Source organism: Algoriphagus pacificus (assembly GCF_017254845.1).
GTDB classification, from domain to species: Bacteria; Bacteroidota; Bacteroidia; order Cytophagales; family Cyclobacteriaceae; genus Algoriphagus; species Algoriphagus pacificus.
Window position 1 is genome coordinate 353,488 of the sequence record NZ_JAFKCU010000001.1, and the last position, 19,161, is coordinate 372,648.

Annotated in this window: 17 protein-coding genes; 10 read left to right on the top strand and 7 right to left on the bottom strand. The window is 39.0% G+C overall.

Annotated elements, in window-relative coordinates; genetic code table 11:
* Positions 1 to 48: 48 nt before the first annotated feature.
* The 4 genes from J0A69_RS01600 to J0A69_RS01615 form a co-directional block, all read right to left on the bottom strand.
* Positions 49 to 594, bottom strand: a complete 546-nt coding sequence (locus J0A69_RS01600; protein ID WP_206584762.1) for a hypothetical protein — start codon at positions 592 to 594, stop codon at positions 49 to 51.
* A 381-nt stretch (positions 595 to 975) separates the two neighbouring features.
* The gene (gene infB, locus J0A69_RS01605) at positions 976 to 3,906 is read right to left on the bottom strand and encodes a translation initiation factor IF-2 (protein ID WP_206584763.1); all 2,931 of its coding nucleotides are present in this window, start codon (positions 3,904 to 3,906) and stop codon (positions 976 to 978) included.
* Between the two features lie 63 nt (positions 3,907 to 3,969).
* The gene (gene nusA, locus J0A69_RS01610) at positions 3,970 to 5,214 is read right to left on the bottom strand and encodes a transcription termination factor NusA (RefSeq protein ID WP_206584764.1); all 1,245 of its coding nucleotides are present in this window, start codon (positions 5,212 to 5,214) and stop codon (positions 3,970 to 3,972) included.
* Between the two features lie 5 nt (positions 5,215 to 5,219).
* On the bottom strand, positions 5,220 to 5,693 hold the full coding sequence (locus J0A69_RS01615) for a ribosome maturation factor RimP (RefSeq protein WP_206584765.1): 474 nt from the start codon (positions 5,691 to 5,693) through the stop codon (positions 5,220 to 5,222).
* Between the two features lie 330 nt (positions 5,694 to 6,023).
* On the opposite strand from J0A69_RS01615, the gene J0A69_RS01620 reads away from it, so the two are divergent.
* Genes J0A69_RS01620 through rodA form a run of 5 tightly spaced genes read left to right on the top strand, consistent with a single transcriptional unit; the run spans position 6,024 to position 11,483 of the window.
* Entirely contained in the window at positions 6,024 to 7,052 is a 1,029-nt protein-coding gene (locus tag J0A69_RS01620) for a rod shape-determining protein (RefSeq protein WP_206584766.1), read from the top strand.
* A gap of 7 nt (positions 7,053 to 7,059) precedes the next feature.
* Positions 7,060 to 7,896 (top strand): rod shape-determining protein MreC, encoded by an 837-nt coding sequence (gene mreC / locus J0A69_RS01625; RefSeq protein WP_206584767.1) that lies wholly within the window; start codon positions 7,060 to 7,062, stop codon positions 7,894 to 7,896.
* Positions 7,886 to 8,407 carry a rod shape-determining protein MreD gene (locus tag J0A69_RS01630; protein WP_206584768.1) on the top strand — a complete coding sequence of 174 codons (522 nt, stop codon included), beginning with the start codon at positions 7,886 to 7,888 and terminating at the stop codon, positions 8,405 to 8,407. The genes mreC and J0A69_RS01630 overlap by 11 nt, the downstream gene beginning before the upstream one ends.
* Positions 8,407 to 10,209: a penicillin-binding protein 2 gene (mrdA, locus tag J0A69_RS01635; RefSeq protein WP_206584769.1), complete on the top strand. Its 1,803-nt coding sequence runs from the start codon at positions 8,407 to 8,409 to the stop codon at positions 10,207 to 10,209. The genes J0A69_RS01630 and mrdA overlap by 1 nt, the downstream gene beginning before the upstream one ends.
* Positions 10,209 to 11,483 carry a rod shape-determining protein RodA gene (rodA, locus tag J0A69_RS01640; protein ID WP_206584770.1) on the top strand — a complete coding sequence of 425 codons (1,275 nt, stop codon included), beginning with the start codon at positions 10,209 to 10,211 and terminating at the stop codon, positions 11,481 to 11,483. Before mrdA ends, rodA begins: the two co-directional genes overlap by 1 nt.
* A gap of 1 nt (position 11,484) precedes the next feature.
* On the opposite strand, the gene J0A69_RS01645 is transcribed toward rodA, so the two are convergent.
* The 3 genes from J0A69_RS01645 to J0A69_RS01655 all read right to left on the bottom strand — a co-directional run bounded on the left by J0A69_RS01645 (position 11,485) and on the right by J0A69_RS01655 (position 13,906).
* Positions 11,485 to 12,060, bottom strand: a complete 576-nt coding sequence (locus tag J0A69_RS01645) for an HD domain-containing protein (RefSeq protein ID WP_206584771.1) — start codon at positions 12,058 to 12,060, stop codon at positions 11,485 to 11,487.
* An 18-nt stretch (positions 12,061 to 12,078) separates the two neighbouring features.
* On the bottom strand, positions 12,079 to 12,645 hold the full coding sequence (locus J0A69_RS01650) for a Pycsar system effector family protein (protein WP_206584772.1): 567 nt from the start codon (positions 12,643 to 12,645) through the stop codon (positions 12,079 to 12,081).
* Between the two features lie 151 nt (positions 12,646 to 12,796).
* Positions 12,797 to 13,906 carry a hypothetical protein gene (locus tag J0A69_RS01655; RefSeq protein ID WP_206584773.1) on the bottom strand — a complete coding sequence of 370 codons (1,110 nt, stop codon included), beginning with the start codon at positions 13,904 to 13,906 and terminating at the stop codon, positions 12,797 to 12,799.
* A gap of 32 nt (positions 13,907 to 13,938) precedes the next feature.
* Between J0A69_RS01655 and J0A69_RS01660 the strand changes: the two genes are divergently transcribed.
* The 5 genes from J0A69_RS01660 to J0A69_RS01680 all read left to right on the top strand — a co-directional run bounded on the left by J0A69_RS01660 (position 13,939) and on the right by J0A69_RS01680 (position 18,998).
* Positions 13,939 to 14,265, top strand: a complete 327-nt coding sequence (locus J0A69_RS01660) for a 2Fe-2S iron-sulfur cluster-binding protein (RefSeq protein ID WP_206585773.1) — start codon at positions 13,939 to 13,941, stop codon at positions 14,263 to 14,265.
* Between the two features lie 2 nt (positions 14,266 to 14,267).
* Positions 14,268 to 14,852, top strand: a complete 585-nt coding sequence (locus J0A69_RS01665; protein ID WP_206584774.1) for a thymidine kinase — start codon at positions 14,268 to 14,270, stop codon at positions 14,850 to 14,852.
* Between the two features lie 6 nt (positions 14,853 to 14,858).
* Entirely contained in the window at positions 14,859 to 15,548 is a 690-nt protein-coding gene (gene recO, locus J0A69_RS01670; protein WP_206584775.1) for a DNA repair protein RecO, read from the top strand.
* A gap of 205 nt (positions 15,549 to 15,753) precedes the next feature.
* Positions 15,754 to 17,505, top strand: coding sequence for a transcription termination factor Rho (rho, locus tag J0A69_RS01675; RefSeq protein WP_206584776.1), 1,752 nt, complete (start codon positions 15,754 to 15,756; stop codon positions 17,503 to 17,505).
* A gap of 227 nt (positions 17,506 to 17,732) precedes the next feature.
* On the top strand, positions 17,733 to 18,998 hold the full coding sequence (locus J0A69_RS01680; protein ID WP_206584777.1) for a fibronectin type III domain-containing protein: 1,266 nt from the start codon (positions 17,733 to 17,735) through the stop codon (positions 18,996 to 18,998).
* The last annotated feature ends 163 nt before the right edge of the window (positions 18,999 to 19,161 follow it).

Sequence of the window (19,161 nt, forward strand, 5' to 3'; positions counted from 1 at the left end):
ATTCAGAAAATCAATTAGTTATCGAATAAGATGTATTCGAATAAAAAATCAAGAAAACTGGGGAGGTGGTGAATCAAGGGTGAACACCGGATTTTGATAAGCTGAAAAAATAAACCCTATTAAATTATTATCGATTCTTGTAGAATAAGCCTTAAATGTAAAATCTTCACTTTGAATGTAATCCTTCACGAAATTCTTCAATAGTGATTTACTTCCCTGATCGGAAGGGAGTTCATCATCTACTAAGGATGAAATCCATTTTTTAACTGTATTGTCAAGTACTTTTCTTGCAGTATCAGGCACATAAACTATCTGCAATTTGTCATTGATGTATCGTTGCTTAATGGCACGATAATACTTTCCGTCTTTTTCAAATCGGGTATTTGTCACTTGAAAATCCTCTTGAAAAGACATGTATGGAACTGACAATGGGACTTCCATTATTCTCTCTTCCAAATCTCCATTTTGCATGCTATACACTTTATCCTCCCACTTGGATTCAAGGTGGCTATCAAAGGATAAATAGAAAGCGTAATAGCCAAAATGGTAGATGGCAAAACACAACAGAAGTAATATGGAAGAGAATTTTTTCAATTCAGACACTTTACAATGCGAAAAGTAAATATAAAATCAGGCTTTCCCCAATAAATAATTAAAAACCTCTCTGGAAATAATTCAATTTGGGTTAATCCAAATTTTAATTGGTATTTCTATGTTTTTTCAAAACAAAAATCAACAACAAAATAAATACAGCTTAATACTAGAATTGCAGTACCAAAGATCTTCAGAACTTTCAATCGATTCGATCTATCCAAAAACCATAGGACATATACTGGCTTGATCAATCCCAAAACCAGTTGTAGGATGGAAATTCCAATGAAAAATTTGAGAAGAAAAAGAATTGCCTCTATCATAGGTCAAAAATAAAAAAGGAACGGCTTCCCGTTCCTTTTCTTAGTATTTATTCGAGCGAACTTATTTTTTTCGCTTGATTTCACGCATTTCGTAGCCTTCAATGGTATCATCAATTTCAATGTTGTTGAAATTCTTGATGGAAATACCACATTCGTAGCCTGCTTTCACTTCAGCTACATCATCTTTGAATCGCTTCAATTGATCGATTTCACCTTCATGAATCACAATACCGTCACGGATAACCCTGATCTTATTTTTACGGGTGATATATCCGTCCATTACATAAGAACCTGCAACGGTACCGATTTTAGAAATCTTGAATACCTCACGAACTTGAATGTTACCAGTGATAACCTCTTCAAATTCTGGCTCAAGCATTCCCTCAATCGCATCTTTGATTTGGTTGATCGCATCATAGATGATTGAGTAATGTCTAATCTCGATTTCTTCCTGCTCAGCCAATTTCTTAGCATTCGCAGAAGGTCTAACCTGGAATCCGAGGATAATCGCATCAGATGCAGAAGCTAGCAATACATCAGATTCTGAGATCTGACCAACACCTTTGTGGATGATGCTCACTTTTACTTCATCTTTAGAAAGCTTCAATAAGGAATCAGAAAGCGCTTCAACAGAACCGTCCACATCACCTTTGATGATAATATTCAATTCCTTGAAAGATCCGATTGCCAAACGACGTCCAATTTCATCAAGGGTAATGTGCTTCTTCGTACGAAGGTTTTGCTCTCTTTGAATTTGCTCTCTAGAGTTTGCAATTTCTCTTGCTTCTCTTTCAGTATCGTAAACTTTGATGATATCGCCTGCTTGAGGAGCTCCACTTAAACCAAGTAACTGTACCGGAGTAGAAGGTCCTGCAGTTTTTAGCTTTTTACCTTTGTGGTCAAACATAGCCTTCACACGGCCGTAATGTTTACCTGCCAAAGTAATATCACCGATATTTAAAGTTCCACTTTGAACCATGATGGTAGTCACATATCCACGACCTTTATCCAAGGAAGCTTCAATTACAGTTCCTACCGCATTTTTGTCAGGATTTGCCTTCAGTTCTAAAACTTCTGCTTCAAGAAGTACTTTTTCAAGCAACTCATCGACACCTTCACCTGTCTTCGCTGATAATTCCTGAGACTGGTATTTACCACCCCACTCTTCGATCAACAAATTCATATTTGCCAGCTCTTCCTTGATTTTATTAGGATTGGCATTCGGCTTATCAATCTTGTTGATTGCAAAAATCATTGGAACACCCGCCACTTGTGCGTGATTGATAGCTTCCTTAGTCTGAGGCATGATGCTGTCATCGGCAGCGATTACGATAATTGCCACGTCAGTAATTTTAGCACCTCTAGCTCTCATCGCGGTAAACGCTTCGTGACCCGGAGTATCAAGGAATGCGATTTTATGACCTGTTTTGGTCATCACATCATAAGCACCAATGTGCTGTGTGATACCACCCGCCTCATCTGCAGTAACTTTTGAAGTACGGATATAATCCAACAAGGAAGTTTTACCATGATCGACGTGACCCATGATCGTAACGATCGGAGCTCTTTCGATCAAATCTTCCGGATCATCTTCTACTTCTTCGACAATTTCATCTTCGATGGATTTGGTGAATTCAACATCATATCCAAACTCATCTGCGATGATAGTAATGGCTTCTGCATCAAGTCTCTGGTTGATCGAAACGAACATACCCAAAGACATACAAGTAGAGATAATCTGGTTTACAGAAACGTCCAACAAGGCCGCCAAGTCATTTGCAGAAATAAATTCTGTGACTTTAAGCAATTTTGTTTCTTCGTTTTCAAGATCAGTCTCTCGCTCTCTTTCTGCTTTCTTGTCTCTTCTTGATTTGGATTTTCCTCCACCAGGCTTATTGCCTTGCAATCTTGCAAGAGTCTGTTTGATTTGATCCTGTATTTCTTTTTGAGTTGGCTCGGCCTTCTGAACACGGTTCTGGCCGCCACCTCTATTTTGGTTGTTTCCTTTTTGACCTTGAGGGCGGTTACCGCCTCCTTGTCCTGGTCCACCGGCATTTCTATTTCCGGCATTGTTAGAACCACCTTTATCTATACGTTTTCTTGGACGCTTTTTATCTCTTCCTCTTTCGTCAGAAGATGCTACAGGTCCACCTTTTTTCTTAGGCTTATCTGCAGGAAGTTCGATTTTGCCAAGTACTGTTAGACCTTTTAAGGAATCTGCTTTTGCAGAAATCAATTCGCTTGGAGTTGTTTCGTCAGAGGCTGGGTTAACCGGAGCTTGTGCAGCTGGTTTAGGAGCTTGCGTAGGCTTAGCAGGAGGTGTATTTTGCTTGGGTGCATTTTGTTGGTGCGGTGCTCCAGGCTTCTTGTTTTCCTGACCAGGTCTTTGTTGATGCTGAGGCTTTCTATTGTCGCCTCCAGGCTTATTGCCTTTATATTGATTTCCTTGGCCACCTTGTTTTTGATTTTGAGTTGGCTTATTGCTACTTAAATCAATTTTACCAAGCACCTTAATTCCCTCTAATTTCGGAGACTCAGTCTCGAGTTTAGCAGGAGCAGGCTCAGCTTTAGGTTCTGCAGCTGGCTTAGGTGCAGGCGTAGGCGCAGGTTCTTCAGCCTTCACAGGCTTAACTTCTTCTTTCGGCGTTTGCGTAGGCGCAGGTGTAGAAGCTGGAGCCGGCGTAGGTGCTGGCTTCGGAGTCTCTACTGGAGCTGGGGCTGGTTCAGGAGCCTTTTCTTGCTTTGGAGTTTCTGGCTCCATCGAAATAGGCTCATGGCGCTTCCCTATCGAGAGGTGGGAAGCCTCTTCTTTATCGAGGGCAGAAGACTTGAATTCCTTTCTCAGCATCTCAACTTGTTCCATACTGATTTTGGAATTCGGATTATTCTCCACCTCAAAGCCTTTTTTAGCCATTGACTCAACTATGGTCGCCGTTCCCACGTTGAGTTTTCTGGCTATCTGGCCTAATCGCATCATTTTTTCTTCTGACATAAGCAAAAACCTCTTTCGAAATCTTAAGTAAAATAGGGTATTTAAATTGGGAAATCCCCTGTATTATTGTTCAAATTCTTGTCTGAGGATACGGAATATCTCATCGATCGTCTCTTCCTCAAGTTCTGTTCTTCGGAGTAAATCCTCCTTACTTAGGGTTAAGACACTTTTTGCAGTATCCAATCCTGTTTTTTTCAATTCTTCGATGATCCAAGATTCGATTTCGTCTCCGAATTCTACCAGATCAACATCTTCCTCTTCGTATTCATTCAATTCGCGGAATACATCAATTTCGTATTCTACCAATTTACTGGCCAACTTGATATTGAATCCTCCTTTACCGATAGCAAGGGATACTTGATCCGGCTTCAGGAATACAGAAATCCTTTTGGATTCTTTGTTGACAGTAATAGAAGATACCTTAGCAGGGCTCAAAGCTCTGGTTACATATAATTCCAGATTATCTGTGTAATTGATTACGTCGATATTTTCATTTTGAAGCTCGCGAACTACTGCATGGATTCTAGAACCTTTCATCCCAACACATGCTCCAACTGGATCAATTCTGTCATCATAAGATTCTACAGCCACTTTCGCTCTTTCTCCTGGCTCACGAACAATCTTCACAATAGTGATTAATCCGTCATATACCTCAGGAACTTCATTTTCGAATAATCTTTCCAAGAAAACCGGAGAGGTTCTAGACAAGATGATTTTAGGATTTCCGTTCATCATATCCACTCTGTGGACGATAGCTTTTACGGAATCTCCTTTTCTAAATCTGTCTTTTGGTATCTGCTCCCCTTTTGGAAGAATCAATTCATTGCCTTCACCATCCATGAGTAAGATCTCTCTTCCCAAAATCTGGTAAACTTCAGCTGAAACGATTTCTCCAACCTGCTCTTCATACTTATTATATAGGATATCTTTTTCAAGATCCTTGATTCTCTGGATCAATGTCTGACGAGCCATTTGTACAGCTCTTCTTCCAAATTCTTCCAGTTCTATTTTCTCGTATACTTCTTCACCGATCTCAAAATCAGGCTCAATCTTGCGTGCATCAGACAAACTGATTTTATCGAAGTCCCAAATGTCTTCAGAATTATCATCGACGATTTCTCGGATTCTGAAAATCTCTAGGTCACCTTTATCAGCATTGATTGTCACATCGAAGTTTTCGTCTGTTTCAAACTTCTTTCTAATCATTGCTCTGAACACATCTTCCAGGATACGGATCATGGTTGGTCGATCCACATTTTTAGATCTCGCAAACTCTGCGAAAGATTCTATTAAGATTTTGGCATCCATTTGAGTTATTTAAAAGATACTTGTACGATTGTTTTTTTCATTTCTTCAAAAGGAAGCTCAACTTCCTCCTCTGTGGCTTTTTTGCCTTTTTCTTTCTTCTTCACCAGCATTTTCACGCTGGCTTCTTCTACCTCTACTAATTTCCCTAGCAACTCCTCTCCACTGGTTCGCAAAACTTTGATGTCACGGCCAATATTTTTTTGAAATTGTCTCTTACTGTTCAATGGAAAATCCAACCCAGGAGATGAAACTTCCAAAACATAGGCACCAGGCATTAGGTCTTTTGCTTCCAACTCCTCAGAAACAGCTCTGCTCACATCGGCGCAAGTCTGAATATTCAATCCCTGATCTGCATCAATCAAGATGCTAAGGGTCGTTTTTCCAGCTTTAGAGGCCATGTTGACATCCACAATGAAATGAGATTCATCAGGAAGATGCTTTTCTACTATTTCTTCTATAGATTGCTTCAGTTCGGACATAGTATGCATAATGAAAGAGGGGACATGTGGTCCCCTCCAGAAACTTTCGAATACGGCACAAATGTAAAATAAATTTGGTGTAAAAACAATTTGAGTAAAAAATCTACAAAGAGCCGCTTTTATAAGCGGGCATTCAGAAACGACCTAAATTTTCAGGACTCGGAATAGGATGAGCTTATTGATTATTTCACTATTAAACCCAAAAAATATCGGGTTTCTTTCAGAATTCTAACATTAAGGTAATAATTTTGCCGACCCCCGTTTAATAAAGAGTGCAAGTCGTACTATATTAAACATCAAACTCCAATTCAAGCCAACAAAAAGTCAAAAATGGGATTATTCGATTTTTTCTCTAGTGATATAGCCATCGATTTAGGTACGGCCAATACCCTGATTATCCATAAGGATAAAATAGTGGTGGATGAGCCTTCCATCATTGCTATTGACAAAACAACTAACAGAGTTTTAGCTGTTGGTCGAGAAGCAATGAACATGCATGAAAAAACGCATGAAAACATCAAAACCATCCGTCCTTTAAAAGACGGTGTGATTGCTGATTTCTATGCTGCAGAACAAATGATCCGTGGCTTGATCAAAATGATTCCTGGTCAGAAAAAAGGAATGTTCCCCCAATCCCACCGAATGGTGATCTGTATTCCTTCAGGGATTACAGAAGTGGAAAAAAGAGCGGTTCGAGATTCCGCCGAACATGCCGGGGCAAAGGAGGTTTATATGATTTTTGAACCGATTGCAGCAGCAATTGGTATTGGCATTGACATCGAAAAACCTATGGGTTCGATGATTGTGGACATCGGGGGAGGTACAACAGAAATCGCTTTGATTGCACTTTCAGGAATTGTGGCTGATCAGTCTATCCGTGTGGCAGGAGATACTTTTACAAAGGATATCCTGGACTACATGAGAAGACAGCATAACTTGTTGATTGGCGAGCGCTCTGCTGAAAAAGTAAAAATCGCGATTGGATCCGCTCTGACTGAACTTGATGAGCCTCCGGAAGATTACGAAATCAGAGGTCGTGATTTGATGACTGGTATACCGAAAGTAATTAAGGTTTCTTATTCAGAGATTGCATTTGCTTTAGACAAATCTGTTTCCAAAATTGAAGAGGCAGTTCTTAAAGCGCTTGAAATTGCGCCACCGGAACTATCTGCAGATATTTATGATAACGGGATTCACCTAACAGGTGGTGGAGCTTTATTAAAAGGGCTGGATAAGAGATTGCATCAAAAAACCAAGTTGCCAATTCACATTGCCGAAGATCCACTAAGAGCTGTGGTTAGAGGTACTGGCACTGCCTTGAAAAATGTACAGAATTTCAGAACAGTATTGATGACATAAACCCTGAATGCTACGCATCCTTCAATTCCTTTATAGTTTAAGGTCTTTTCTTCTTTTTGTCTTACTTGAAGTAGTGGCAATTTGGCTTTTAGTCGCAAATAATTCTCCTCAGGGTGCAGCTTTCTTTAATAGTTCCAATGCTGTAGTCGGTTCTGTTTTAGAAACCAGATCCGACATCTCTGACTTTTTCTCACTTGCCCAAGCGAATGAAGCTTTGGTAGTAGAAAACGCGCGGTTGTTGGAACAGTTAAAAATCTTAAGTTCAGATCCTGATAGCACAGCGATCAGTTTGGATTCTGCTTTAGCAACAAACTATGAATTCATAGGCGCTCGTGTAATCAGTAATTCCTTGCGCTACGCCCAAAATCACCTGACCATCAATAAAGGTAAAAATCAGGGTGTGAAACCAGGCATGGGGATTTTCAATGAAAGTGGTGTAGTAGGAAGAGTAAAATCTGTTTCCAACAATTATGCGGTTGGGATTTCGTTGCTTAACACAGGACTACTCGTTTCCTCCAAAATCAAAACCAATGAAGTTTTTGGATCCATCAATTGGGATGGGAAAGACTCCAAAAAAGCGAAAATGCTTTATGTGCCCCGTCACGTAAAAGCAGAGGCTGGAGATACGGTGGTGACTTCCGGTTTTAATGCGGTATTTCCAAAAGGTATTAAAATAGGTGTCATCTCCGCTGTGAGTCAATCCCAAGATCCCAATTATTTGGATATTGATATTGAGCTGACCACAGATTTCAGTAAAATTTCATACGTCTATCTTGTAGAAAATAATCAAATCGAGGAACTAGATTCTTTATACCAACAATCAGAAGTACCCAATGAATTTTAGAAACCTGATTTCATTTATTTTTCTCCTTTTGATTTTAGGATTAGTGCAGATTCTTTTGCTAAAGAACCTGGCCTTATTTGGTGTGGCTTTCTGTTTTATTTATTTGATCGGGATCCTCAGCTTACCGATGCAAATTCAACATGTTTCTTTGATTCTAATCAGTTTTTGTATTGGACTCTTAGTGGATGTGTTTTACGATACACTGGGATTGCATGCCGCATCCGCAACATTTCTAGCTTTCTTAAGACCTTATTGGCTGAAAATATTAAAGCCGAATGGAGGTTATGATGATTCCAGCAACCCAACCCTTCAGGAATTGGGAATGGGCTGGTTTATCAGCTACTCCTTACCTCTCATATTTGGCTTTTGTCTGGTATTTTTCATAGCTGATCAGTGGGGAACTGGAGGCTTTTTTGGAGTTTTAAACAAAAGCTTGTTCTCCTCGATTTTTACAGTGGTTTTGGCTATTATTGTACAACTACTGTTCTTCAAAAGAAGGAGGGGAATCTGATGAATGACCAAAGACCTGTAGCAATCGTAATTTTTATTTTCTTGGTCGGTGTAGTGCTTTTAACAAAGCTCTTTCTGATTCAAGTGGTGGATGACAGCTTTATGAAAAAAGCTGAGAGGAATGCTATTCAAAGAGTGGTAGATCATCCATACCGAGGGCTTGTTTATGACCGCAACGGAAAATTGCTGGTTTACAACAATCCTATTTTTGACTTGATGCTGGTACCAAAAGAATTTGAAGTTGGGGACACCACTCGATTCCTGGATATTTTTGGCATTACCAAAGAAGAGCTTATTGAAGCATATACGGCTGCAAGGAAATATTCGCCAGTAAAACCTTCTCCCCTCATCAAGCAAATTTCAACGACTGATTTTGCAAGAATTCAGGATTATCTGATTGATTATCCAGGCTTGTTTATCATGACAAGATCAGTCAGATCCTACCCTCTTCCCATTGCAGCACACGCCTTAGGCTATATCGGTGAGATAAATGCCCGACAGTTAGAATCTGATTCTTCCAACTATTACCGTCAAGGGGATTATGTTGGTTTGAGTGGAATGGAGCGATTCTACGAGAATCAACTCCGTGGACAGAAAGGTGTGAAATACAAAATGGTAAACGTCCGAGGAGTGGATAAAGGCCCTTTCAAAGATGGGGAATACGATACCGCCTCTGTAGCCGGAACCAACATTACTTCTACCATAGATATGGAGTTGCAGCGCTATGGCGAAATGCTGCTGAATGGAAAAAAAGGTTCAGTAGTAGCTATCGAGCCAAAGACAGGGGAAATTTTAGCTATGATCTCTGCTCCTTTTTATGATCCAAACGATCTAACTGGAGCTGACTTTAGCAACACTTATAGAAGTCTTAATTCGGATGAAAGCAAACCGCTTTTCAACCGTCCAATTATGGCTACATATCCTCCTGGTTCAATTTTCAAAGTAGTACAAAGTTTAATAGGTCTGCAAGAAGGGATTCTGACTCCCGAAACAACCTTTGCCTGCAACAAGTCTTTGGTTGCTTGCCATAATCACCCCTCTCCGGTCAATTTATTCGGAGCGATCAGAAATTCTTGTAATCCTTATTATCATCAGGCTTTCCGACAAATCATCAATCAAGAAAAATCTTCAAACACTTACAAGGACACTGAAATCGGCTTGAATGCATGGAGAGAAAAAGTCCTAAAGTTTGGACTTGGCGGTAGATTGGGAGTAGACATGCCAAATGAAAAAGGTGGAGACGTTCCTTCCAGTAAATATTATGATAGATTTTATGGAGAAGGAAGATGGAAATATTCAACCATTTACTCTCTTTCAATAGGCCAGGGAGAAATGCTTGTCACTCCACTTCAAATGGCGAATTTGGCTGCAATTTTTGCCAATAAAGGATATTACTACACTCCTCATTTGGTGAAAGCTATAAATGGAGATCCGAATCAGATTCCAGAAAAATACCAGATCAAAAACGAAGTGGGGGTTGATTCCTATCATTTTGATATGATTCAAGATGCGATGGCGCAGGCACTCTATGGAACAGCGACCAGAGCTATTATCAAAGACATCGAAATTGCCGGTAAAACAGGGACTGCGCAAAATCCACACGGGGAAGATCACTCGGTCTTCGTTGCTTTTGCACCAAAAAGTGACCCTAAAATTGCTATCGCAGTATATGTGGAAAATGCTGGTTGGGGTGGTCGTGCAGCAGCAAGTACTGCTTCATTGATGATCGAAAAATACATCCGTAAAGAAATAACCAGACCTGAATTGGAGCAATATGTGCTAGCAGGTAACTTCATTTATTAATGCGGGAATCAGACATACATATTGATCGGGTTGACTGGCTAGTTGTGGCCATTTATTTTGCATTAGTCATTTTTGGCTGGTTCAATATCTATGCTGCAGTATATGATAGTCAAGCCCCTCAAAGCATGTTTGACATGTCTATCAACTCCGGTCAGCAGCTTGTAAGAATTGGTATATCTGTGGTTTTGATTGTACTGATCATGGTGGCGGATTACCGTTTCTTTGAAAACCTATCTCTATTTATCTACATTTTTTTCATTGCCTTATTGGTCGTCACTCCATTTATAGGAAAAGAAGTAAACGGTCAGGTTTTGACTGTCGGCGTTGGTTCCTTCCGAATTCAGCCAGGTGAATTTGCAAAATTGGCTACTGCATTAGCACTAGCCAAGGTGATGGAACGGCCTACCTTTGATTTGACCAAAACCAAAAATCAACTCATCGCTTTTGGTGTCTTACTGCTTCCTGTGGCTCTGATCCTTTTGCAGCCAGATACTGGAACAGCAATGGTGTATTTTTCTTTGCTTGTGATGTTTTATCGTGAAGGATTGCCCCAACGCTATTACATCCTAGGTTTTGGATTTATTGCTTTGACACTTCTATCCTTGGGCATAGAAAACAACCTTTATCTGGTCGCAGCAATTGCCATAATAATCCTGATTCTTATCCTAATGGGGAAAAAGACCTGGCAGAGGATTGTGGTATTCTCATTAATTGGATTGGGCATGATTGCCTATAGCTACAGTATCGATTTTGTTGTTTCTAAACTTCCAGACCACCAGCAAAACCGGGTTATGGTCCTTTTCAATCCCAATTTGGATCCATTAGGAGTGGGTTGGAATGTAACACAGTCTAAGATTGCTATTGGATCCGGGGGATTATTAGGAAAAGGCTATTTGGAGGGAACGCAAACAAAATTTGATTTCGTACCTGAGCAGCACACAGATTTTATTTTTTGCACACTAGGAGAGGAATTTGGCTGGATTGGTAGCTTGATAGTAATCGGACTATTCGTAACTCTTTTGGTGCGATTGGTAATAATGGCTGAGCGCCAGAAAACCAGATTTTCCAGAATCTATGGATATGGGGTCATTTCCATTCTGCTTTTTCACTTTATGATCAATATTGCAATGACCATAGGACTTTTCCCTGTGGTAGGGATTCCTTTACCATTTTTTAGCTATGGGGGTTCTTCGCTTTGGTCCTTTACCATTTTGCTTTTCATCTTCGTCAAAATGGATTCTTCGAGAGCAATGCAATTGGGAAGATTGGGATAAATCAGGATTCAAGAAGCTTTTTAAGCCATTCCTGTTTTTTCGGCTCCCTGTTTTTCACAGCGAAAGGGGTTTGAAAATGATGCGCTTTCAAAAAATTAATCTGAAGATTTTTCCACTGTTCTTCAGTTTCCAAGACTTTCATGTATTTCAATTCCTGATAGAGCCTGCTGCTTATTTCCGGATAGTCCGAACGACCTAAATAATCCAGGTCTGCATCACAGATTATTTTTTGAAGATCATTTAAAGGTGTCTGGGGAATTTTTGTAGCCATTACGAGACCTTTTACCTCTGCAATATAATTTCCCGGCATTCCGAGATCAGTCATGATTTCAGCTGCCATTTCCGAGCCAACAGCTTCATGATTGGCAGGTCCTTTCAAAAAACCCATGTCATGTACAATAGCTCCCATTCTTAACAAATACCTTTCTTCCTCGTTGAGCTTGAGTCTTTTGATGTATTGCTCACAAACATTCAGCACATCCAATGTGTGATCCATGCCATGGTATGATAAATAATCAGGCAGGTTTGCCTTTAATTTATCCAATACAATTTTTCTCAGTTTTAGGTATCCTTTCATTTATTTGAAAAAGATTTTTCAGCCTTGTAACGCTGTTCTTAAGGCATAATACAAAATAAAAACAAACAATAGGCCAATATTAAAGGAAAGAAAGCGAATTGATAGGTTGACATTACGGAATTTCGCTGCTGTAATCTTTGCATTGATATAAACTTGTTCCCCTAATTGATCCAAATAGGGTCTTCTTTCTATACTAATTTTTTCAAGAACTCTAACATATTCCTTGATCGTACCATAGGAATGGATAATATCACCAAAGAAGAAAACGCTCTTATCGAACTTGCTTTCTATCTGCGGCATAAAACATCTAAAGCTATAATAAATGGAGATAACGCTAAACAAAAACCATAAGGATAAAAAAATGTAAATGAACGGATCACTTCCAGCCACCTCAATCAAATGGTCAGAAAACTGAAAGAAAACATTGATTAAAAGACCATAAAATGAAAGGACCAAGCCCGCTTTGATTTCAGAGGCTTTAATCAGATCTCTCAAGTAATTGATCAGGTACCAATAATTATCAACGATATCTAACCCTTCATCAAACTCAGGAATATCATCTATTCCCTTTTGCTTTTTGGCCATTTATATTAAATATTTCTACTAAAAATAATTTCTTCAAATTCTAGATAATCTGTGATTTAAACAAATACTCTGAGTTTAGAAAGAGATTGAAAAAAATTTTAAAAAAAAGGGCATTAAAAAATGCCCTTTTCATCAATCAAACAAATGAAGTTTAAACTTCATCAAATTTTCTGTAGATCAATAACAGAAATTCCTGAACAGGTTCTGTATCGGTCTCCCAATTCAACTCATGCACATATCTCTGATTAACAAGCTGAATGGCTTCATTAAAGGTACGGCAATCATCTATTGATTTCAAGGCATGGGTCAATAAATCCGAGTTTCCGTCAAAAAGCTCTTTGGTAAACATAAACCGTTGGTTGATAGCCAAACTCTCAGAGAGCTCTCCAATAACCCCTTTCATACCTTTATAAGATTGAGAAGCAAACCTGGATTTCAAAGTCGAAGGATTAAGATCTGCTCCATTGGATGGTTTTGAAACAGGCTCTGCATAAACGGGCTCCTTATAAACAGGTTCTTCCACCTTTGGTTCTTCCACTTTTCGCTCGACTGGCTTTTCCTCCTCCATTTGGTCAAAAAATGAAGAACTGGTTTCCTGAACAGGTTTGGTTTCCGGAGCAGAAAAAGTCGGTTCATTCTCTTTTTCCAAGTAGGCATCCAAGTTGAATGCCTTCACATCACCCAATGTGGCTAATAAAAGATTCTCTGATTCCAAGGAGTCTTTTACTACTTGATAATTCGCACTGATTGCTCTTAAATATTCTCCTTTGTCATGTCCAAACCCTGCTTTATCGATCAAGAAAGAAACAGCGCGGTCATGCCATTTGTAATATTTTTTATTCTCCTTGAGGTAATCATTTATTTTGCTGTCTGGTGCTTTGGAAACCTCGGATTGGTAGTATCCAACCGGATCAGTTGCCAAAAACACAGCTTGGGAGACAGCAGCTTCAACCAATGGTTTTAAATCGTCCTTCTCCACTTTGATTCTGCGGGAAAGCACATTCATAAACTGTGTAAGAGCATCATGAACAGCGATATCCCGATAATCGAAATAGGGATTACTTTTTAGCTTGGCCAATTCTTCCTGCCAAAGCTCAAACAACCTTTTGATCACAAAGAAATTAACCTGCGTACTACTGGTCAGTTTGATAATATCCTGACCCGTGATGTATTTCTTATTGGAAAAAAATCTTTCGCAAACGATGCTAGCGTATTCGCTGGCATATTTTTCTAAATAATTGCTGTTAATTTGAATTGTCATTGATGAGTTCTGTTTTTAAAAACAACGAACAAATGCCTCGAATCGTCATTCAAAATTTATTTAATCGCGAGATTTATTCGAAATCCCCTGGACGTAAAGTTATCGAATTAATTCATGAAAATGGAATTGATTGGATGCATGCCTGCGGGAAAAAAGGCAGATGTACTACCTGTAAAATTATTTTGAAAAAAGGTTCAGAAAACCTGAGTCCCATGACAGCCGCAGAAGAGAATTTTTCAAAATTGGGAAGGTTAAAAGCCAATGAACGGTTATCTTGCCAAGCTCAATTAGATTCTGGAGAAATAATAGTCAGAGTAGCTGAGATCAATAAATTTCCTCATTTAGAATACAGCGAATAGGTATGTTTATCGAACCTTCATTTGGAAGGAATAAATCTCCTGAAAAGAAAGGTCAGATTGAAGTGATCTGTGGATCCATGTTTTCCGGGAAAACGGAAGAACTGATCCGTAGACTGAATCGGGCGAAAATCGCACGCCAGAAAGTAGAGATTTTCAAACCTTCTGTAGACAAAAGATACAGTGATACAGAGGTAGTTTCCCACAATGAAAATGCGATTCGATCCACCCCTGTGAATTTTGCAGGGGACATTCTTTTATTAAGTGGAGACTGTGATGTGGTGGGAATAGATGAGGCCCAGTTTTTTGATGCTGAGATCGTAACAGTTGCCCAAAAGCTAGCCAGACAAGGAAAGCGCGTAATTCTAGCTGGATTAGACATGGATTTTGAGGGTTCCCCTTTTGAGCCTATGCCAAAACTAATGGCCGTAGCAGAATACGTCACTAAAGTGCATGCGATCTGTATGAAGTGTGGGGATTTGGCTGCATTTTCCTTCCGCCTTTCTGATTCAAAACAACAGGTGATGCTGGGCGAAAAAGATGCATATGAAGCAAGATGTCGGAAGTGTTTTTTTGAAGATAAAAAATAGGCCGAAATGCTCCATAAGACTTCTGGTATTGTACTGAATTACATCAAATACAAAGAAAGTAGCATTATTGTCAAAGTCTTTACCAGAGAGTTGGGATTGAAATCATACTTGGTAAATGGTGTAAGAAGCGTACAATCAAAATCCAAAATTGCCCTATTTCAGCCCATGACCTTGTTGGATATGGTAGTTTATAATAAAGAAAACTCAGGTTTGCAGCGAGTCTCTGAAGTAAAACTTGCTCAGGCAAATCAGATGACTCCCTTTGATATGAACCGAACTGGGCTAGCACTCTTCATGACCGAAGTGATTTCAAAATCCATTTTTGAAAATTATCAAAATGAATATCTGTTTGATTTTTTGGCGTTGAGTATTTCAAAACTTGATAAGAAAGAAACCTCTTTGGGGCATTTTCCTATAGTTTTCTTATTGGAACAAGCCAAATATCTGGGATTCGCACCGGAGGATGCTTCAGGCTTTTTATATGAAAATCAAGGTCAGCCTTTTACTCCCGAGGAATTCAGTGCGGCTGAGAATTTGATGGAAATTTTGATGCAGGAAGCCTATGATTGCAAGGTCAAATCACCTTTGCTACTTCGAAGAAAGCTCCTCGACCACTTACTGGAATTCTATAATCAACAACTAGAAAATAACCAACCTTGGAAGTCCATGGCCATTCTTCGGCAGTTAATGAGCTGAATTAAAATTAATTAGAAGTAAAATTGTCTAAAAAAAATAAAAATTTGCTAAATCCAACCTGATCCTTTAATATTGTGACGTAACGCGATTGAGCAAGTCAGCCCACTTTGACTTGAGTTTTTCCTGCAGACCTTTTTTGCTCAGAAAATCAATCACGATCCCAAATACCGCATTTTACAATATCTTATTATTTCATACCCTCTTTATGTACAACATAGAAGAACTCAGAATCAGACTTCTGTCTGAACTGAAGGAAATCGCAGAGGAATTGGGAGTCAAAAACCACAAGACTCTTAAAAAAGACGACCTAGTCTATGCGATCCTTGACCAGCAGGCAATCACCCCCGAACAAGCCTTGCCAAAGAAAAAACCATCTGTAGCTGAAACTCAAGCCCCTGAGCCTACCAAATCAGCCGAACCTGCAAAAGCGGAAGAAGAGCCAGAATTTAAACCTAAATTCAAAAGACAAAACGTAACTGAAATACCAAAAGAAGTTACCCCTGAGGCTGAATCGACCGAAGAAGTAAAAAAAGCTGCTCCTAAACAGGATTGGAAGCAGAAAAAAGAGCAGCCAGCAAAAGCTGAAAAGAAAAACACGGACACTCCGGTTGCTGAAGATGCAAAAACCTTCAGACCAAGAAAGCGGGTTTTTGACGAAGTGAACAAAGAGGAGGAATCTACTCCTACCCCACCCGCTCCAAAAGCTACTGAAAAGCAAGAAACAGAAGTTGAACTGCCAAGAAGGAAAAACTTCAAATCACAAGACGAAGTGATGGCACCTGCAGCGGAAACTTCTTCTCACCACTCTAATAGAAAAAGACCTTTTGTGAATCCACGTGAATTTGACGGAGTGATCGAAAATGAAGGTGTTTTGGAGATGATGCAAGAAGGCTATGGATTTTTGAGATCATTGGATTACAATTATTTAGCATCTCCGGATGATATTTACGTTTCTCCAAGCCAGGTTAAATTATTTGGATTAAAGACTGGTGATCATATTAAAGGCTCTATCCGTCCTCCAAAAGAAGGTGAAAAGTATTTTGCCTTGTTGAAAATAGCCACTGTCAATGGCAAAACAACTGACGAAATCAGAGATCGTGTTCCTTTCGAATACCTTACTCCACTTTTTCCAGAGGAGAGATTAAACCTATCTACTTCTCCAGATAAAATGTCTACTAGAATTCTTGATTTGTTTGCTCCGATTGGAAAAGGACAAAGAGGAATGATTGTAGCTCAACCAAAAACTGGTAAGACGGTTCTTTTGCAGCAAATTGCCAATGCGATCACCAAAAATCATCCGGAAGTTCACCTGATGATCCTTTTGATTGACGAACGTCCTGAAGAAGTAACGGATATGGCAAGATCTGTAAATGCTGAGGTTATCTCCTCAACTTTTGATGAGACAGCTGATAGACATGTAAAAGTTGCCAACATCGTTTTGGAAAAAGCAAAAAGAATGGTAGAAGTAGGTCATGATGTAGTGATTTTACTTGATTCTATCACCAGACTTGCAAGAGCCCACAACACCGTGGTTCCAAGTTCAGGAAAGATACTTTCCGGAGGTGTGGATGCAAATGCGCTTCATAAGCCAAAGCGTTTCTTTGGTGCTGCTAGAAATGTTGAAAACGGAGGGTCTTTGACCATCATTGCAACAGCTTTGGTTGAAACCGGGTCTAAAATGGATGAGGTAATCTTTGAGGAATTCAAAGGAACCGGTAACATGGAATTGGCACTGGATCGTAAGCTTTCTAACAGAAGAATCTATCCTGCCATCGATGTATTGAGTTCTGGAACCAGAAGAGAAGATCTCTTGATGGATAAAGAAGAAATGCAAAGAGTTTGGATCCTTAGAAAACTAATGAGCGATATGACAGCTCAAGAATCTATGGAATTCCTTCTTCAGCGAATGAAAGGCACTAGAGATAATGCCGAATTCCTGATCAGTATGAACGGATAAGTCCATTTCTAATTCAAGCAAAAAGCCTTTGATTTTTAAAAATCAAAGGCTTTTTCTTTTTTGAAAATTTCATCAATTTTTTGAAACAGGTTTTTCAATATTTATTCGGCATATTTTTTGGTACGAATGTTGGAAATAGCTTTTTGCTAATTACATTTGGATTACCCTAATCACCTGATTTTCACCAACTGGCTTAGTTAAATAGGCCAATTTATTTTCCGACAAATTTGAAAAGTAGAATCACCCTAATTCTTCTGCTTTCATTGTGTGGAATTTTCTCTTTTCAGAGAACATTTGCTCAATGTACAGGATGTATTGTCAATAAAACCTACACCGGAGGAAATTCTGTAGGGAACTCATGGAGTCCATCAGGAGCACCAAATTCTACAACAGTTGCCAGATTTTCAGGACCTGGACCTTTCGTATGGAATGCCAGTGCCAATAATTCCGTTTCAATTTCAGGATTAGTTTTGGAACCAAATGTCAGCTTAGAAATTGGTAGAACAAATAATAATGAAGTAGCTGCATTTAATATAGTCGGGGGTTGCATTACAGTTGGAACAAATTCAACGCTATATTTTTCGTTTTTTACTAAAATGGAAAACCTGACCATTTGTGTAGAATCTGGTGGTAAATTAATTTATAATAGTGATGCTACAGGAGGATCTGCAGGCATGAGAGATGATTTCAACTTTGATAATGTTGTTATAAATCTCGCAGATGCGACCTCAACTATCGAATTTGGGGATGCTGATGTGAATGTCGGTTCTCGTGGACTTGAAATCACTGGGTGGACAGGAACAGCTGTTTGTAATGGCAGCACTCCTCCTAGCTCATCTGGTTCATCTGGAAATATTTCCTGGACATCTGACACTGATATCTGCGAGGTCTTGAACGGAAGAATTTTACCTGTCGAATTTGTCTCTTTCGATGCAATATTTGACCAAAATCTTGGTAGTTCAAAATTACAATGGGCCACTGGAAAAGAGTGGGGAAGTTCTCATTTTGAAATTGAGCGAGCTGAAAACTCCGTAAAAAATTGGGAGAAAGTTGCCACAGTTGAATCTAAAGGATTTAGCGAGGAAATTACCGAGTACCAGTTTATTGATAATGACTTGGCATTAGTTAACGGAAGTGTTTTTTACAGAATTAAACAAGTTGATTTAGATGGCAAATTCAGTTACAGTAATACTAAGGGAATTCAAATAAAAAATTCCCGATTGGATAAATCTGTATGGGTTTCATTTCCAAATCCAAGTTTAGTTGGAACTGAACCTCAAATTAAACTAGTCCAATCAGAAAGCTATAATGATGAGCCTATTCATTTCAAAATCATGAATTCAATAGGTTCTGGTATTTCAGGGATAGCAAATTCACCAATAGAATTGGATGAGATTGCTTCTTCTTTTCTAAAAAAGAACGAGATTGGTGTCTTCATCGTAAATTTGAATTGGGGAGAAAATTCTCAGTCACTGAAATTGATTAGAAATTGATTTTTCAATTTCCCAGAAACATTATTTTTATATCTAAATCCGGTATTGCATTATTTAAAACATAAAATAAGAGATTAAATAAATCCAATTTTTTACCATAACTCGTATTTATTACAGTTAAAAATTAAGCGCTAGAATATTTGCCAATAGCGTTTTTATTTTT

What these genes read in the sequence shown, in the direction of transcription:
- infB (WP_206584763.1), bottom strand. Translation starts at nt 3,906, where the DNA reads ATGTCAGAAGAAAAAATGATGCGATTAGGCCAGATAGCCAGAAAACTC.
- J0A69_RS01665 (WP_206584774.1), top strand. Translation starts at nt 14,268, where the DNA reads ATGTTTATCGAACCTTCATTTGGAAGGAATAAATCTCCTGAAAAGAAA.
- recO (WP_206584775.1), top strand. Translation starts at nt 14,859, where the DNA reads ATGCTCCATAAGACTTCTGGTATTGTACTGAATTACATCAAATACAAA.
- J0A69_RS01630 (WP_206584768.1), top strand. Translation starts at nt 7,886, where the DNA reads ATGAATTTTAGAAACCTGATTTCATTTATTTTTCTCCTTTTGATTTTA.
- J0A69_RS01620 (WP_206584766.1), top strand. Translation starts at nt 6,024, where the DNA reads ATGGGATTATTCGATTTTTTCTCTAGTGATATAGCCATCGATTTAGGT.
- rho (WP_206584776.1), top strand. Translation starts at nt 15,754, where the DNA reads ATGTACAACATAGAAGAACTCAGAATCAGACTTCTGTCTGAACTGAAG.
- J0A69_RS01615 (WP_206584765.1), bottom strand. Translation starts at nt 5,693, where the DNA reads ATGTCCGAACTGAAGCAATCTATAGAAGAAATAGTAGAAAAGCATCTT.
- mreC (WP_206584767.1), top strand. Translation starts at nt 7,060, where the DNA reads ATGCTACGCATCCTTCAATTCCTTTATAGTTTAAGGTCTTTTCTTCTT.
- J0A69_RS01645 (WP_206584771.1), bottom strand. Translation starts at nt 12,060, where the DNA reads ATGAAAGGATACCTAAAACTGAGAAAAATTGTATTGGATAAATTAAAG.
- J0A69_RS01655 (WP_206584773.1), bottom strand. Translation starts at nt 13,906, where the DNA reads ATGACAATTCAAATTAACAGCAATTATTTAGAAAAATATGCCAGCGAA.
- J0A69_RS01660 (WP_206585773.1), top strand. Translation starts at nt 13,939, where the DNA reads ATGCCTCGAATCGTCATTCAAAATTTATTTAATCGCGAGATTTATTCG.
- rodA (WP_206584770.1), top strand. Translation starts at nt 10,209, where the DNA reads ATGCGGGAATCAGACATACATATTGATCGGGTTGACTGGCTAGTTGTG.
- nusA (WP_206584764.1), bottom strand. Translation starts at nt 5,214, where the DNA reads ATGGATGCCAAAATCTTAATAGAATCTTTCGCAGAGTTTGCGAGATCT.
- J0A69_RS01650 (WP_206584772.1), bottom strand. Translation starts at nt 12,645, where the DNA reads ATGGCCAAAAAGCAAAAGGGAATAGATGATATTCCTGAGTTTGATGAA.
- mrdA (WP_206584769.1), top strand. Translation starts at nt 8,407, where the DNA reads ATGAATGACCAAAGACCTGTAGCAATCGTAATTTTTATTTTCTTGGTC.